Source organism: Streptomyces sp. NPDC005808 (genome assembly GCF_042871385.1).
Lineage (GTDB): Bacteria > Actinomycetota > Actinomycetes > Streptomycetales > Streptomycetaceae > Streptomyces.
In genome coordinates this window covers 95,077-109,214 of sequence record NZ_JBIAIK010000013.1, presented here as the reverse complement: position 1 = coordinate 109,214, position 14,138 = coordinate 95,077, and the positions used below count along the sequence as shown (strand labels likewise).

The window sequence follows — 14,138 nt, the reverse complement described above, 5'->3', positions numbered from 1 at the left end:
CCGACTTGTCGAACCGCTCGACGTCCTTCCGTACGAGCTGTTCCACCGCGGCTGCCTTCGTGAGCCCTCCGGCCCGCCGAGAGGCTCAACTGACAGGCAGGCGACGGTGGAGACGTCGGCCTTGCCGGTCGGCCTGCGAGCGACGTAGTAGGCCGGTGACCCGAGGAGCACAAGGCTGAACAATGGCCGGCCTCGGCCGCTGTGGTCCTGGCAGTTCGACGCCAGGACCACAGCGGTGTGCGCGGGTCTCCGCTCGTCCCACGGTCGCCGCTTCCGCGCGGGGACGATGAGTTCGCGCCAAGGTAGAAGCCTTCCCCGCTCTCGACGACGTACGAGGCGGCGCCTGTGGGCATTCGTCGCGATCGCACTTGTCTGCTGCGGCGGACTGCCCACATGAAAAGGCCTGTTGACCGGCCTCCGGCGCCATATGAGGCCCCGCCGCCTCGCCGGAGAAAAACCACGGGCGCACGCCAACAGCATGACGGATCATGAACCATGCGCCCGGATGACTGGCAACTCACCGAAGACGTCGACGACTTCCTCGCCCGGACCGGAGACTTCCTGCGTTCGCGCCCCGCCCTGCACACCTTGCCGCTGACGGTGACCGAGACGCTGCGAACACGCGGGGCGGACGCGTACGGCGGCGGAGCCCCCGTGTTCGGCCGACTGGAGCGAGCGGGCGAGGTCCGCGCCACCTTCTTCCGCACTCCGCCCCACGCCCTGAGCCCCACCCCCCTCAGCCCTGAGGATGCCGACACGCTCGCCGCCCGCCTGGCCGGCCTCGGCCAGCTGCTCCCCGGTGTCAGGGCGGACCGCGACACCGCCACCGCGTTCGCCGAGGCCTGGCAGCGGCACACAGGCGCAGCGCCGACACTCCGCGAACGGCTCCGCCTGTACCGCCTCGACACGCTCACCGCACCGGACCCACTCCCAGAGGGCCGGGCCCGAGTCGCGGGCGAGCAGGACCGCGAGCAACTGATGTGCTGGTACCGCGAGTTCGCTGCCGCCATCGGAGAAGTCCCTTCCACAGACGCGGACTCCTGGGCGGTTGAACGCATCGCCCACAAACGCGTCATGTTCTGGGAAAGCCCGGACGGGACTCCCGTCTCCATGGCGGGCGTGACCCCGATGGTCGCCGGCCAGATCCGGGTGGCCCCCGTCTACACCCCGGCTCACCTCCGTGGGCACGGTTACGCAGGCGCCGTGACGGTCGAGGTGAGCCGGGCCGCGCTGGCCGCGGGGGCGACGGAGGTCGTGCTGTTCGCGGACTTGGCCAACGCCACCAGCAACGGCCTCTACCGGCGAATCGGGTACGTCCCGGTTGCCGACTTCGCCGTGTACGACTTTTCACATGCCGGGGCGGAAGGCGGCTAGGAACCGCGGAGGATTGCCGGAACTCAACGGGGGCGTTCCGTTGGTTACTGGAAGTCGCAGCCCGGGTTGGGGGCGTCTTCCGACAGGGGGGCGCCGTGCGGCAGTACATAGAGCACGTCCAGGACCAGTGGGGTGGTCCCGAGGTTACGGCCGATGTGCACGTGGTCGGAGCCGGAGGGTTCGGTGAGGGTGGCGCCGGCCCGGTAGGTGCCGTCGGGCGCGCAGTTCGAGTCGAAGTGGCTCAGGGTGCCTTCTTTGACGAGGCCGTACAGCGTTCCGTCGTGGTAGTGCCAGCCGGTGCTCTGGCCCGCGGGGACGGTGATCTCCCGCAGGATGTAGTCGGTGTCGCCGACGGTGGTCTGCGCGATCACTGTGCCGGTGACTCCCGGGCCGGGAGGCGTCGCGTAGGCGGGGCCGGCGACGAGTGAAAAGCAGAGGACTGCGGTTCCTGCAACTCCGGTACGGAGCACGGTGCCCATGGGGGGATGTCCTTTCGGCGGGCGAAGAGTTGGTGTTTCCGATGAGGAGTGTGTCGTACAAGCGCACAGGATTCACGGAGTTCGTCGCATCGGCCCCACAGGTCTCAACAGAAGCCGTTGGGGACGCCCCTGTCGCTTGGATACTCGTAGCGTCTGGCCTGGACAGCGGACTTGCATCCACCGACCGCGCGAATGCTGGAGACTGGGCCGATGCCCTACGATCCCGGCGGAGTCCTGTTCATAGGCCTCGGCATCGCATTTGCCGCCGCTGGACTTGTCTGGAAGGGACGCGTCCTGCGCCCCCTCTCGGTAAAACGGTCCCAGGCGGCCGCGGCCAGGGACCAATCCCGGAATCTGCTGCGGGCCGCGGACATGGCGATCGCCGAGGCTCGCCGGCGGGCCGCACAAGACGAACCGGCTGTCGTCACGGTCAGCGATGTGATCAGCGTGGCGCATCAGCACTACGGGCTCCTCGCCGTGGAGCGCGAACAGGCAGCGGCCGCCCTCCGCCGACGTTTCGAGGCCGCCAGGTGCCGGGTGGACTGCATGACAGACGCTTTCAACTGACTCCCCGCTTCGGTGAACGGTGCGCGGTGCGGCGATGCCCCTTGGCGCGGACGGTTCGTCGCCCGCTTGGGTTGTACATAATCGGTCGGATTGCTCACGGAGCGAGAGGTGGGCTTTACTCTCCGTGTGCCCGGCGGGGGGTCGGGCCTTGGAATGTCCGTGGGGGAGACATGACTTATTCCGTTCGCGTGGTTCGCGCGGCGACAGGCGCGTCCGCTTTGGTCGCCGCGCTCATGATGACGACTCTGTCGGCGGCGCACGCCGCGCCTGCGGCGCCGCCCACTGTGCGGCTGAACGTCGCGGCGGACGGTACGCAGGCCAACGCCTACTCCGGCAGCGCCGTGATCAGCAGGAACGGCCGGGTGGCGGCGTTCGTGTCGTCCGCCTCGAACCTGGTCCCGGGCGAATCGTCGGGCACGCAGGACTTGTTCGTACGTCAGCTGCGAACCGGATCGCTGCAGCGTGTCGCCCTGGCCGGCCACCAACTGAGCGCGCCGTCGCTGAGCGGAACCGGCCGCCTGATCGCGTACACCGCCTACGCCAACAGCACCGGGCTGAGGAGTGCGTACGTCCAGGACCTGCGGACCGGCGCCGTCGAGCGGCTCGCCGCCCCGCCCGAGGACGACTTCGCGGCCGGTGCGGTCAGCTCTCCCACGCTGACCGCCGGTGGCCTGCATGTCGCGTTCGTCGTGCACCGGCCGACCGGCTCGACCGCGGACGAAGGGTCGCGGGTGTACGTGCGTGACCGGGCCACCGGAACGACGGAGCGGGTCAGCAGGCCCGACACCGAGCCCGAGACCTACTACGCGGGAGGCCCGGCCATCAGCGACGACGGGCAGCGCATCGCGTACACCTTCACCAGGCCCATCCCCAAGGGGCCCGACATCGGCCATGTGTTCCTGCAGGACCGCACCACCGACACAGAGCAGATCGTCGACGTGGCGTACGACGGGGCGACACCCCTGCGGGTCCTGAACCCCCCGTCGATAAGCGGCGACGGCCGCCGGGTCCTCTTCGAGAGGTTCAACGGCGGGCCCGTCACCGCCGACGACCGGTTCAGCAACACGTTCGTGAGGGACGTGGAGTCCGGCACCACGATCGCGGTCCCGGGCAATCCGGTCAGGCCCGGCACCCGCGACGGCCAGCTGAGCGCCGACGGCCGCCATCTCGCGTACGAGCTGGGCGCCGACGACCCGGCCGCCGGATCCGGCTGGTCCTGGCCGGTCGTGGTCCTCGACCTGAAGACGGGGGAGTCCCGGCGCGTGAGTTCGGGCACGGACGGCGGGCCTGCGAACGGATCGCTCACCCGCGGAGCCGTCTCAGGCAACGGCCGGGCCGTGATCTTCAGTTCCTACGACACCGACCTCGTAGCGGAGGACACCAATGCAATGAGCGACGTCTTCGCGCACCGCGTCCGCTGACCGAGCCAAGCCCCAGCCCGACTCCTCTGCTCCTCCGCCGACGCGGTCGGCGATGAGCCCGGTCGATCTGGTACCCGGCCAGTACGGCTGGCCGGGCCCGGAACGCGACCGGGTCCGCGAATACGGGCCTCCTGCGAACGCAGACCGAAGCGCGGCGGCGCGGGCTGCGGGATCAGTCGTCACTTGCAGTCGGCTCGATACACGGCGACCCCTTCTTCGACCGGTGGGTTCTGGAGATCTTGGCGGTGTCGGTGACGGCGCGCTCGTTTCAGCCGACGATGTCGGCGGACCGCGCCCGGCAGGCGGTCGGGGCCGCCGGGATCGCGGCCAGGGCGGCGTTCGCCGACGCGGTGTCGGCGTACGCCGCCCTGATGGTTTCAGCGCCCTGGAACCGGATGATTCGGGTCGGGTATGTGTGATCATGATCGGAATGGACTCTCGATTCCTTGGCATCGCTGATCTGGCCGAAGCCCCGTCCGTGGCGGTCGTGGTCGACGTCATGCGTGCTTTCACCGTGGCCGCCTGGGCCTTTGCCCAGGGGGCGGAAAAGATCGTTCTCGCCGAGTCGCTGGACGAAGCCCTGGCGCTCAGGGCTCGCCACCCGGATTGGGTAACGCTCAAAGACGGTCCGCCCGCTCCCGGGTTCGACATCGTCAACTCGCCGGGCCTGCTGCGGTCTATCGACCTTGGCGGGCGGACCGTTGTGCAGAAGACCACGGCAGGGACGGTCGGCGCCCTTGCGGTCAAGGAGGCTGCGCTGGTGCTGTGTGCCAGCTTCGTGGTGGCGGAGGCAACGGCTCGGCTCTTGCGGATGCACGCGAGCGACAGCGTCACCTTCGTGGTCACCGGCGACGATGGCCGGGCCGATGAAGATCTGGCGTGTGCTCAGTACATCGCTCGCAGGGCCACGGAGGCTGGGACGGATGCTGCTGAGTTCGTCCGCCGCGCTGCCGAGTCGCGTGCCGCCGCCGAACTGGCGGAGGGGGTCCGGCAAGGGGTCCATCCTGATGACATCGCGCTCTGTCTTGAGGTCGACCGGTTCCCCTTTGCCATGGTGGCGACCTTGGAGGGCTCACTCATGGTCCTGCGTCCACGCGTTATGCCTACGTCGGCTGTCGAGGACACGGTCTGATAGCTGGTGAGGTCTGCTCACGGGGCGCAGTTCGCATGCCTCGTAGGAGAGCACCAGCCTCGCGCGCGCAGCATCGTGTACGGCGCGGTGGTTCGCGCTTCACCTTCGGTCATTTCAGTCAGCCTCGGCTCCGACGACCGGGGCTGATCATCGCGACCTACCGCGTCGTCAGCCGCGCAGAAAATACAGGACGGTCATGATCATGGCGGTGGTCAGAATGATGCCCCGCAGCAACCAGGCGGGGAGACGGCGGGCGAGGTGAGCGCCGGCGAAGCCGCCGGCCACCGCGCCGACCAGCATGCACGTGAGGAGAAGTGGAGCGCTCAACGCGTCCGAGGCGAAGAGGAACAGTGCGGTCGCGCTGAGATAGATGGCCGTGAGCTGTGCGATCCGCATCGGGTTGGTGAGCGCGGCGTCAAGGCCGAGGCCGATGCTCCAGAAAGCCAGCATCATGATGCCTACGGCACCGCCGAAGTATCCGCCGTACACGGCGAGGATGAACTGGCCGATCAGGACGGCTCGAGAACTCATCTTGACCGAGCGGCCGAGCGCGGTGTTCAACGCTTTGGAGAGGCTGCGTCCGAGGGCGAGGATCGCGGTGGCGAAAGCGAGCAGCCACGGCGCCGCGGTGTCGAAGGACGATGCCGGCAGCTCCAGCAGCAAGCCGGCGCCGACTCCACCGCCGATCACACTGATCACTGTCAGCGTCTTGGTGGACGTCGCCCCGACCGGGGCGAACTCGCGTCGGTAGACCCACGCGCTGGTCACTGCCCCGGGCACGAGGGCAATCCGCGACAACGCGTTCGCCGTCACCGGTGACAGACCGAACGCGACGAGAACGGGCAGCGCCACGAACGTGCCCCCACCGCCGATGGCGTTCAACGCTCCGGCGGCGACACCGGCCAGCAGGGCGAGCAATGTCTCGAGCACACGCCGAGCATCACCCCGTCACCGATGAGTCCACAATGCGTAATCGACAGACTCAGCCTAAGTCTGCAGCTTAGGCTGAGACGGTGCGCTATGACCTGGACGATCTGCGGCTCTTTCTCCATATCGTGGCGGAGGGGTCGATCACGGCGGGCGCTCGCCGGATGCATCTGAGCCTGCCTTCGGCCAGCGCCAGAGTGCGTGCGCTGGAGGGCCACGCCGGCGTGGCGCTGCTGGTCCGTGGTCGGCGGGGCGTGCGGCCCACGCCGGCGGGGACGACCCTGGCCCGCCACGCCCGCGATGTGCTTGCCCAGACTGCGCGGCTCGAAGGCGCCGTTGCGAGCTACACCCGCTCTCCGACCGCTCCGCTGATCCTGCTGGGGGGCGGCTCGGCGATGCATCGGCTCGTGCCGCGGGCCCTGGTCTCCTTCCTGCGCGCGCACCCGGACGTCGACGTCACGGTGTCCGAGAGCCGTACCCCTCGGACCGTGCGGATGCTCGCCGACGGAGAGGCGGATCTGGGGGTCGTCCTCGACGGTGAGGCCCGCGACTGCGGCTTGCGCCTGGAGCCCCTCGGTGACGACTCCCTGGTCGTGATCGGCCAGGCCGGAGGGATCCTCGCCGGGCGGACCGCACTGACCTACGACGAGGTTGCCGAGCACCCACTCGTCGGACTCGACGCCGACTCCTCGCTGCGGCGCTGGATCGAGAAGCACCTCGGGCCACACGCGCCGGTGGTGCGTTACCGCACCACCGTGGCCAACCTCAACGTGCTGGTCGCGCTTGCCGGCGCAGGCGTTGGTCTTGCCGTGGTGCCGCGTCGCGCCATCGATCTCCACCAGCCACTCGACGTGTGCGAGCTGCAGGCCCCCTGGGCACGCCGCCACCATTTGCTGGCCTGGGGCGTCAAGGACCGCGCCTCCCCGACCGCGACTGCGACTGCGGCGCTGGCCGAGCACCTGCGCCAGGCGGCCCTGTCCGATCCCTCCTCCCGCAGCGCACACGGTGACCCTGCCGGTCGGCTGCCTTCCCCTGGCGACTGATCGAACACCGGGAACCGGCCGGGGTGTTGAGCCCCCGGATCCGGGCGCCGCGCCAAAAGACCTTCTCGGGGCAGTGGTTCGCCTCACGTTGCGGTGTTCTGCGCCTGCACGCCGGATCGCACCCGGACGCGTGGCCGCTCTGGGCCGCGCATCCGGGTGCTCGCCGCTACTTGGTGCCGTACACGGCGAGTTCGCTGATCGCCATCTGGCCGCCGGTCTGGCCGCCGGAGTTCGGACGGTCGGCGATGACCCGTACATAGCGGGCGGTTACGGGCGCGTCCAGTTGGACGCCGGTGATGCCTCCGGCACTGTCAGTGCGGTGGGCGACCGTCCAGAAGGCGGAGCCGTCGAGGGAGACGTCGACGTGGAAGGCTGTCGCGTACTTGTCGGTGGGCATCACGACGGACACGACGTTGACCGACTGCGGCTGCTGGAGGTCCACCTGCAGCGACCACCGGTAGCGTCCCGACGCCTGCGCGAAAGTCGACGTGTTGCCGTCGTCGCCGAGCGCCGGCGTCGAACTGGGCTGCATGTCGGCCTGGGTTCCGTCGATGTACAGAGCCTGGGCCGGGGTGTTGAGCGCGATGTTGTTGCTGCCCTGGGCGGCGGGGGCGTACGCGCCTACCTCGCTGATCGCCATCTGGTCGCCCCGCTGGTTCCAGTTGTCCGGCTTGTCGGCTACGACCCGCAGGTATCGGGCGGTCACCGGCGTGCTGAACGCGACGGGGATGCTCCCCCACCCGCTGTTGTTGACGGTGCCGACAGTGCTCCAGGTGGTGCCGTTGGTCGAGGCGTCCACGTGGAAGTCGGTGGCGAAGTGGGCCTGGGGCATGCCTACCGTGATGTATCCCAGGGTCTGGGACTGCTGCAGGTCGACCACGAGCTGCCACTTGAACTGTCCACTGGCCTGTACGTACGTCGCGGGGTCGCCGTCCGTCGCGTACGCCAACTGGGACCCCGGCTGCAACTGCGCGGCGCTGCCGTCGAGGAACTGCGCCACGGCCGGCTTGTGGGCCGCGAGGTTCGTCGGTGCCACGCCGCTCGGCGGTGCCGCGATGCCCGCGTACGCCGTTTCCAGACCCGCGTTGGCCAGGAGGGAAGCCGGTACGCCGACGCCGTCCGCGGAAACCTGGGTGTTGCCGCTGACGTTGACGTTGGTCGGGTTGCCGCAGACCCAGTTGGGCGTGAGGTTCTCGAAGTAGTTGCCGGTGAAGGAGAAGTCGCCGTAGGGAGTGGTGGTCCCCTCCTTGCAGCCGCCCATGGACGCGTTGTTGGCGTTGTAGGCGGCGTTGCCGGTCATGGTCACGTACTGGCTGCCGCCGTCGGTGTAGATGGCGAAACCGCCACCACCGGCTCCGCGTACCACGTTGCCGCTGATGACCAGGCCGTCGGCGAGCGAGGTGCCTTCCTGGCCCAGGACGTAGATGCCGCCTCCGTCGGAGCGCTGCTGCATGTAGTCGTAGACGAGGTTGTTGGTGATCTTGTTGCCCGTGGTCTTGGTGGCGGTGCGTCCCCAGCCCCAGTTCGAACTGATGCCGCTGTAGGGGACGTTGTTGACCTGGTTGTGCGTGATGGTGTCGTTGCGGGTGTAGCCCTGGAAGATGCCGACGCCCCCGGTGTACTCGACGGCTATGTTGTGGATCCAGTTGTTGGCGATGGTGTTGCCGCTGGGCATGACGCTGACGTCAGCGGGGTTCGCGTCCGTGCCGTTGCCGATCTCGATTCCGCTTCCGGAGATGTCGGTGAAGACGTTCCCGGTGATCGAGGAGTTGGTGACACCCTGTCCCAACTGGAGGCCGGCGGCGCCGAGATGCTGGAACGTGTTGCCGCTGAGCTTCAGCCCGTCGGTGTAGGCGAACGTGACGTTGCCCGGAGTCATCGTCCAGTTGCCGTACGGGCAGGTGCCCGGATCCGTGGTGGAGAAGCGATCGCACGAACCCTGCTTCTGCCAGGCGTTCGCCCCGGTGAGGCGCATGTTTGCCTGCACCTCGGAGAAGCCGTCGGCCGAGTTCGGAGTGGTCCAGCCGCCGTACGCGACAGTGATACCGCTGATGGAAAGGCCGCGCAGCGGATTCGAGGCAGTGCCTTCACCCGTGATCACGTTCTGCAGGCTCGGAAGCTCGACGTCGGCGGTGCTCATCTGCTGGCCCGCGCGGGGCAGGTAGTAGAGGGTGTGGCCTGGCTTGTCGAGGTAGAACTCGCCCGGGGCGTTGAGCAGTTCCTTTGCGTTCTCGATGGAGGTCGGTATGTCGGCGTTCACGCCGTACTGCTTCTTCGTGGAGTTGTCGAAGCAGGGCTGCTGCATCGTGACGGTGGTTCCCGACACCGACGCGACGCCGCAGCGCATCTGCGTCCACTCGACGCCGTAGACGAACTCCATGTTGGAGATGTTCTGCCAGCCGGCGAGGGTCGTGTTCGAGGTTGTGTAGCCGGTTGCGGTACGGGTGAAGGTGGTCGGCGCCGGTCCGGATGCGCGGTTGGCGCGGACGCCGTCGACGTAGAGCTGCCGGGTGTCGGTGCCGGCCGGGACGTTGGCGCTCCACACGCCGTTGGCCCCCTGGCTCCAGCCGGTGACCTGCTGGCCGCCGCTGAGAACCGGGTGGGCGCCGGGAGCTGCCTGGTAGCTGACGCTGTGACCGCCGGTCGCGGAGTCGCCCGCCGCCGAGCTGAACGAGAGCGGGCCGCTGAGGCGGTAAGTCCCGTCGGCCAGTACGACGTTGATGTCCGTGGTCATCGCGGCTGTCGCCGCCCGGACCTTGCTCTGCGCCGTCGCCAACGCGCACGGGGCCGTCGTCGAACAGGTGGTGCCCTGCCCGTTGGGGGCGACGGAGTAGACGACGGGCGCGGCCGCGGCCGAGGCGGGAAGCACGCCGACACCAATGGTGGCAGCCGCGAGGAGTGTTGGCAGTACGCCGATGGCCATCCGGAATGCGGCCGGGCGCGGGAGACGTAGATGCATGGATTCTCCGAGGCGTCGTTGGTGGAGATCTGTCTGCCGGGGGCGGCACGGCGTTGCGTGGTCACCGATCCCGGGGTTGGGCGGCGTGTGCACGAGCTCCTCGGCGTCCGTGGGGCGCTCGCGCGTCACGGACGCCGACCTCACCAGCGCGTCGTGCAGGTGGCGTTCGGGTTGGTCAGGCCGTCGTCGGCAGGATGCGCGATCCGCGTGGCACCGGTGATGCCGCGGCGCAGCGTCGTAACTTCGCGGACGTCGAAGGGGGCGGCCCTGGTGCCGAAGAAGTCGCCGCGGTAGTGCCGGCGCTGTTGACCGTCTCGGCCGTCCCGGTCGTCTCGGATGTCTCGGCCGTCGCGACGACGAGCAGCGGGAGTGCTACCGCCTGAGCGAAACGCGGCCCGGACGGAAGCAGTTGGACGGTAGGTCCGTTCCTTCGTCCCCGCGTTGCCTGCGGCCCTGGCACGTCGAAGACCTCCTTCGGGAAATGAATTAGATTCATAGCTTTTGCTTCGCGCAGCGCGTCACTATGACATTCGTGTGTCGCGAAGGGAAGACCTGCATCAAATCTCACTCTGGTAAGGCACTTTCGCGCCTCAATGGTGCATAACAGGGCAGTACTCCCCATTACTTGGATCAGAAGACCTAGACGCATATTCCCCCTCACTTCAAATGAAGCCGACTCTTCACGATCTCCTGCGGAGGGGTCAGCGTGGCGTGGCGCGCGTGGATCATGGGTGAGCTATCCTCCGCGCATGCGCGGACAGTTCACCGGCTGGCCGGAGCAGGCCATGGACGTGTTGTGGCAGCTCCAGGGCGAACCGACCCACGCGACCCGCGAGCGCCACCGCGCTGACCGCGAACGCGTGGTCCGGCAGCCGATGATCGCCCTTCTGAACGAGGTCGCGGACGCCGACTCCCGGTACGAGGACTTCTCCGTCTGGCACTACCGCACCAACTCCTGGTGGTGGCAGCACCAGGGCGCGGTGATCCGGCTCGGCCGCAAGATCGAGATCGGCCTCCGGTTCGACCTGGACGGCCTGCGGATCCAGGGCGCCTGGTGGTACCCCGATCCCGGCCAGGTGGACATGTTCCGCAAGGCCGTGGCCTCCGAGGGGAGCGGCCGCGAACTGTCCGCCATCGTCGAGGACGTACGGAAGAAGGGCTACGACATCTCCGGGGACGTGATGAAACGCCCCCCGCGCGGCTATCCGACGGATCACTCCCGTGCGAACCTGCTGCGCCACCGTTCGCTGATCGCCGCCCGTTCCCTCGGCTGCGAGGAGTGGCTGCACACCCCTGAGGCGGTCGACCGGGTCCTCTCGGCCGCAGCCGATCTGGATGCCCTGCTGATGTGGCTGGTCCGCCATGTGAAGCGCGTCGCCTGACATCACGAGGCGCCGCGCGGCGCGGGAGGAACCACGCCCGTGCCGCGCCGTAACCGCGCTCAGGAGGTGATCCGTACCCTCAGCGTCGACCGGTCGCCCATCGCTCGACGACCGGCCGGGACCTCGGCAGAGTGGCGGCACGGTCGAAGACGGGCCCAGGAGGAGGGCGCCTGAGAATGCATCCGGCAGTAGTCCGGGAAAGCGGGCGTGGGCCGTGGCGATGTTGCCATCGAGCATCCGGCGCAGATCGTTCCCGCCGTTGAACCCGCGGGACCGTCTCTGAACTTGCCTGGGACGAAGGTGACTGAGCGCCCCAGCTGTTTTGTGGCAGCCTTTTCGTGATGGCACTCCCTGGCGACGAGATCGGCTCGGAAGGGGGTGTGCGGCCGTCCTGTCGGGGTCGGCGGCGGCTCTCACGCGGTGAGCGGCGACCCGTCAATTGGCCGCATCACTGGTGCGGAAGACTCGGTTCAGATGGTGGCCCAGGACTGCGGCGGCGGAATCGGGGGTGCGTTGGCCGACGAGGATGCTGGTGCCGAGTCCCGCAGACATGGCAAGGAGGCCGGCTGCCTCCAGCTGAGCATCCACACCGGGCTCAAGCAGAGCTGCCTCTCCCGCTTGCCGCAGAAGCTCGGTGAGGGCGTCCTCGGCTGCGTCAGGGTTTTTGATGAAGGGTTGGGCAGCGAGCGCCCGGTCATTCACGGCCAGAACGGCGTACGAAGTGTAGAGGTGGTGGAAGGTGCGGCTTTCGTCGTCTGCCGGCAGTGCCGCTGTCAGCAGTGCCTCGACCATCGCGCGCGGACCCGGGCTGTCCCCAGCGGCCCGTACGCGGGCGGAGACCCGCTCCCCGAATCTCTGCGCCAGATGCTCAAGCCCGAAGAGCAGCAACCTCTCCTTGGTCTGGAAGTAGTACTGCACCAGCCGCAGTGATACGCCCGCCTCCGCTGCCACATCGCGCATCCCCACGGCGTGCAGTCCGCGTCGTCCAGCGACCCGGACGAGCGCTTCGGCGATCTCGGTGCGCCGTTCTGTGTGGTCCACGCGTTTGGGCATCGGCCGGTTCTCCGCTCGTCGTTCAGGCTGTGGTTCCCGTGGGAGCTTTTGATGATACAGCTGTACCAAGAACGTGGTACGTTCGTATCATAAAACCGAGACGACCGGAGGTGGCCATGCCCCAGACCGCTGCCCGCACCCAGGCCGATGTCGGCCGCTACGTGAGCGATGCCAGGCGGGAGCGCTACTTCACAGCCTGCGAAGCGGTCTACGCGCTGGGAGCGCCCGCGCTCGCTGAAGTGGACGTGGAGACGTCCTTCGGTACCACGCACGCCTACCGCTACGGGCCTGTGGCCGAGGCTGCCCGATCCCGGACCCCCGTCGTCCTGGTGCACGGGGCGGGTTCCTGTTCCGCCATGTGGTATCCGAACACCCGCGCCCTCAGCGCGGACCGGCCGGTCTATGCGATCGATACCCCGGGTGATCCCGGCCGCAGCGTGCAGCGCGAACCGATCCACGACCCCGAACGCGCCGCACAGTGGCTGGACGAGACACTCACCGGGCTCGGCCTCGATCGGGTACATCTCGTGGGCGCGTCCTACGGCGGTTGGCTCGCCCTGAACCAGGCGTACCGCAGGCCCGGTCGTCTCGCCTCGGCTACGCTGCTCGACCCAGGCGGCCTGGAGAAAGTGGGGCTGCGCTTCTTCGTCTGGATCTTCGCCGGCCTCTTCGCGACCTTCGCGCCCAAGGCTTTCCGCCCACGCCTGGCGGTCTGGCTGCAGCAGCCGGTCCTCGTCATGCCGGAACTGCGCGCGATGATCAGAACGGCGGTTCGTGCCTACCGCATACGTCGCCCTGCTCCGCTTCCCCTGTCCGAAGAGGAGCTGTCGGCCATCCGGACTCCGCTCTATCTGGTGCTCGGCAGGCGAAGTCTCCTTGTGCACCCGCATCGGCAGGCGGAGCGTGTGCCGCGCCTGGTCCCCGGTGCCCGAGCCGAGATCATTTCCCACACGGGGCACGGGCCGCAGATCGACCACGCGGAGGAGGTCAACCGCAGGATGCTGAACTTCATGGCGTCAGCCGACTGACTCCCGCCCGCGCCGACGGCGCCAGCACTAGCCACTCCGTCCAGCACCTCGAACGTGACCTGGCCGCCGCAGCCGCTGGCCTCTTCACAAGAAGTAGACCCAGAGCCTGAGTTGGGCAGTGTTGTTGATCAGACGGCTGTGAACGGCTGCGAAATGCCGGTGGGAACTCGCAGCAGTGCGGCTAGGGTCGGCGGCCACTGGATCATGGTCAGTCGGGAAGTGCTGCTGTGAGGTCCACCTCGATGAGCTGTCCGGTGAAGCCGAGTTGGGCGACGCCCAGGAGCGTGCTGGCCGTGGTGAAGGCGGCCCCGATGGGCGAGTGGACGAGGCGGTTCCAGGCTGCGGACAGGGCTGTGGTGTCGTCACTGACGACGTAGATCACCGATCGGACGACGTGCTCGGGTTGGGCGCCGACCACGGTCAGAGCTGCCAGGGCGTTGGCTGCTACCTGGTCGGTCTGTGCGTTGAGGTCACCGGGGCCGACCAGAGCGCCGGTGCGATCGAGGGGGCACTGGCCGGCCAGAAACGCCGTCCGGCCCGATTCCACGACGGTGATGTGGTGGTAGCCGGGGGGTTCATGCAGTTGGTCGGGGTTGATGCGGGTGATCTTTGCGGTCATGGCGCACAGTCTGCTGCATTGGCCGGCTGGGATGCGTGGGGATTTCGCCGAGCCCCGCCCGCGTGACGTCAGCCATCGGTGCCCAGTGCTGCGGCCCGGGCCTGCGTGACGGCGAGGCGGTGGGGTTGGGGCCGGTCTGGATCAGGTCGCCGCC

At 68.4% G+C, this 14,138-nt stretch carries 14 protein-coding genes; 9 read left to right on the top strand and 5 right to left on the bottom strand.

All coding sequences use genetic code 11. The features are described 5' to 3' along the window. Positions 1 to 495 precede the first annotated feature (495 nt). Entirely contained in the window at positions 496 to 1,374 is an 879-nt protein-coding gene (locus tag ACFYPC_RS26645) for a GNAT family N-acetyltransferase (protein WP_388680938.1), read from the top strand. Positions 1,375 to 1,418: 44 nt separating this feature from the next. Here ACFYPC_RS26645 and ACFYPC_RS26640 read toward each other — a convergent pair whose 3' ends face one another. Next, positions 1,419 to 1,853, bottom strand: a complete 435-nt coding sequence (locus ACFYPC_RS26640) for a cupin domain-containing protein (protein ID WP_388680936.1) — start codon at positions 1,851 to 1,853, stop codon at positions 1,419 to 1,421. A gap of 210 nt (positions 1,854 to 2,063) precedes the next feature. On the opposite strand from ACFYPC_RS26640, the gene ACFYPC_RS26635 reads away from it, so the two are divergent. From ACFYPC_RS26635 to ACFYPC_RS26620, 4 genes are all read left to right on the top strand, one after another. Then, positions 2,064 to 2,420 (top strand): hypothetical protein, encoded by a 357-nt coding sequence (locus ACFYPC_RS26635; RefSeq protein WP_388680933.1) that lies wholly within the window; start codon positions 2,064 to 2,066, stop codon positions 2,418 to 2,420. A 170-nt stretch (positions 2,421 to 2,590) separates the two neighbouring features. Further along, positions 2,591 to 3,841, top strand: a complete 1,251-nt coding sequence (locus tag ACFYPC_RS26630; RefSeq protein ID WP_388680930.1) for a hypothetical protein — start codon at positions 2,591 to 2,593, stop codon at positions 3,839 to 3,841. A gap of 245 nt (positions 3,842 to 4,086) precedes the next feature. Further along, the gene (locus tag ACFYPC_RS26625) at positions 4,087 to 4,260 is read left to right on the top strand and encodes a hypothetical protein (protein ID WP_388680929.1); all 174 of its coding nucleotides are present in this window, start codon (positions 4,087 to 4,089) and stop codon (positions 4,258 to 4,260) included. A gap of 11 nt (positions 4,261 to 4,271) precedes the next feature. Beyond that, entirely contained in the window at positions 4,272 to 4,973 is a 702-nt protein-coding gene (locus ACFYPC_RS26620; protein ID WP_388680926.1) for a 2-phosphosulfolactate phosphatase, read from the top strand. 168 nt (positions 4,974 to 5,141) lie between these two features. Here ACFYPC_RS26620 and ACFYPC_RS26615 read toward each other — a convergent pair whose 3' ends face one another. Next, positions 5,142 to 5,903: a sulfite exporter TauE/SafE family protein gene (locus ACFYPC_RS26615; protein WP_388680923.1), complete on the bottom strand. Its 762-nt coding sequence runs from the start codon at positions 5,901 to 5,903 to the stop codon at positions 5,142 to 5,144. Between the two features lie 83 nt (positions 5,904 to 5,986). On the opposite strand from ACFYPC_RS26615, the gene ACFYPC_RS26610 reads away from it, so the two are divergent. Next, positions 5,987 to 6,943: a LysR family transcriptional regulator gene (locus tag ACFYPC_RS26610; RefSeq protein ID WP_388680920.1), complete on the top strand. Its 957-nt coding sequence runs from the start codon at positions 5,987 to 5,989 to the stop codon at positions 6,941 to 6,943. A gap of 166 nt (positions 6,944 to 7,109) precedes the next feature. Here ACFYPC_RS26610 and ACFYPC_RS26605 read toward each other — a convergent pair whose 3' ends face one another. Further along, on the bottom strand, positions 7,110 to 9,902 hold the full coding sequence (locus ACFYPC_RS26605) for a discoidin domain-containing protein (RefSeq protein ID WP_388680918.1): 2,793 nt from the start codon (positions 9,900 to 9,902) through the stop codon (positions 7,110 to 7,112). A gap of 194 nt (positions 9,903 to 10,096) precedes the next feature. On the opposite strand from ACFYPC_RS26605, the gene ACFYPC_RS26600 reads away from it, so the two are divergent. Both ACFYPC_RS26600 and ACFYPC_RS26595 read left to right on the top strand, forming a co-directional pair. Beyond that, a complete protein-coding gene (locus ACFYPC_RS26600) occupies positions 10,097 to 10,285 on the top strand; it encodes a hypothetical protein (RefSeq protein WP_388680916.1) in 189 nt (62 codons plus the stop codon). A 366-nt stretch (positions 10,286 to 10,651) separates the two neighbouring features. Next, positions 10,652 to 11,284, top strand: a complete 633-nt coding sequence (locus tag ACFYPC_RS26595) for a DUF2461 family protein (protein ID WP_388680914.1) — start codon at positions 10,652 to 10,654, stop codon at positions 11,282 to 11,284. A 435-nt stretch (positions 11,285 to 11,719) separates the two neighbouring features. On the opposite strand, the gene ACFYPC_RS26590 is transcribed toward ACFYPC_RS26595, so the two are convergent. Continuing rightward, a complete protein-coding gene (locus ACFYPC_RS26590) occupies positions 11,720 to 12,337 on the bottom strand; it encodes a TetR/AcrR family transcriptional regulator (protein WP_388680912.1) in 618 nt (205 codons plus the stop codon). A gap of 116 nt (positions 12,338 to 12,453) precedes the next feature. On the opposite strand from ACFYPC_RS26590, the gene ACFYPC_RS26585 reads away from it, so the two are divergent. After that, positions 12,454 to 13,365 carry an alpha/beta fold hydrolase gene (locus ACFYPC_RS26585; protein WP_388680909.1) on the top strand — a complete coding sequence of 304 codons (912 nt, stop codon included), beginning with the start codon at positions 12,454 to 12,456 and terminating at the stop codon, positions 13,363 to 13,365. A 208-nt stretch (positions 13,366 to 13,573) separates the two neighbouring features. Here the strand turns inward: ACFYPC_RS26585 and ACFYPC_RS26580 are convergent, their stop codons facing one another. Beyond that, on the bottom strand, positions 13,574 to 13,984 hold the full coding sequence (locus tag ACFYPC_RS26580; RefSeq protein ID WP_388680907.1) for a RidA family protein: 411 nt from the start codon (positions 13,982 to 13,984) through the stop codon (positions 13,574 to 13,576). Positions 13,985 to 14,138: the final 154 nt, after the last annotated feature.

Excerpts from the sequence above, each read along its gene's own strand:
- ACFYPC_RS26645 (WP_388680938.1), top strand. The coding sequence starts at position 496 with ATGCGCCCGGATGACTGGCAACTCACCGAAGACGTCGACGACTTCCTC.
- ACFYPC_RS26640 (WP_388680936.1), bottom strand. The coding sequence starts at position 1,853 with ATGGGCACCGTGCTCCGTACCGGAGTTGCAGGAACCGCAGTCCTCTGC.
- ACFYPC_RS26635 (WP_388680933.1), top strand. The coding sequence starts at position 2,064 with ATGCCCTACGATCCCGGCGGAGTCCTGTTCATAGGCCTCGGCATCGCA.
- ACFYPC_RS26630 (WP_388680930.1), top strand. The coding sequence starts at position 2,591 with ATGACTTATTCCGTTCGCGTGGTTCGCGCGGCGACAGGCGCGTCCGCT.
- ACFYPC_RS26620 (WP_388680926.1), top strand. The coding sequence starts at position 4,272 with ATGGACTCTCGATTCCTTGGCATCGCTGATCTGGCCGAAGCCCCGTCC.
- ACFYPC_RS26605 (WP_388680918.1), bottom strand. The coding sequence starts at position 9,902 with ATGCATCTACGTCTCCCGCGCCCGGCCGCATTCCGGATGGCCATCGGC.
- ACFYPC_RS26600 (WP_388680916.1), top strand. The coding sequence starts at position 10,097 with ATGCGCGATCCGCGTGGCACCGGTGATGCCGCGGCGCAGCGTCGTAAC.
- ACFYPC_RS26595 (WP_388680914.1), top strand. The coding sequence starts at position 10,652 with ATGCGCGGACAGTTCACCGGCTGGCCGGAGCAGGCCATGGACGTGTTG.
- ACFYPC_RS26590 (WP_388680912.1), bottom strand. The coding sequence starts at position 12,337 with ATGCCCAAACGCGTGGACCACACAGAACGGCGCACCGAGATCGCCGAA.
- ACFYPC_RS26585 (WP_388680909.1), top strand. The coding sequence starts at position 12,454 with ATGCCCCAGACCGCTGCCCGCACCCAGGCCGATGTCGGCCGCTACGTG.
- ACFYPC_RS26580 (WP_388680907.1), bottom strand. The coding sequence starts at position 13,984 with ATGACCGCAAAGATCACCCGCATCAACCCCGACCAACTGCATGAACCC.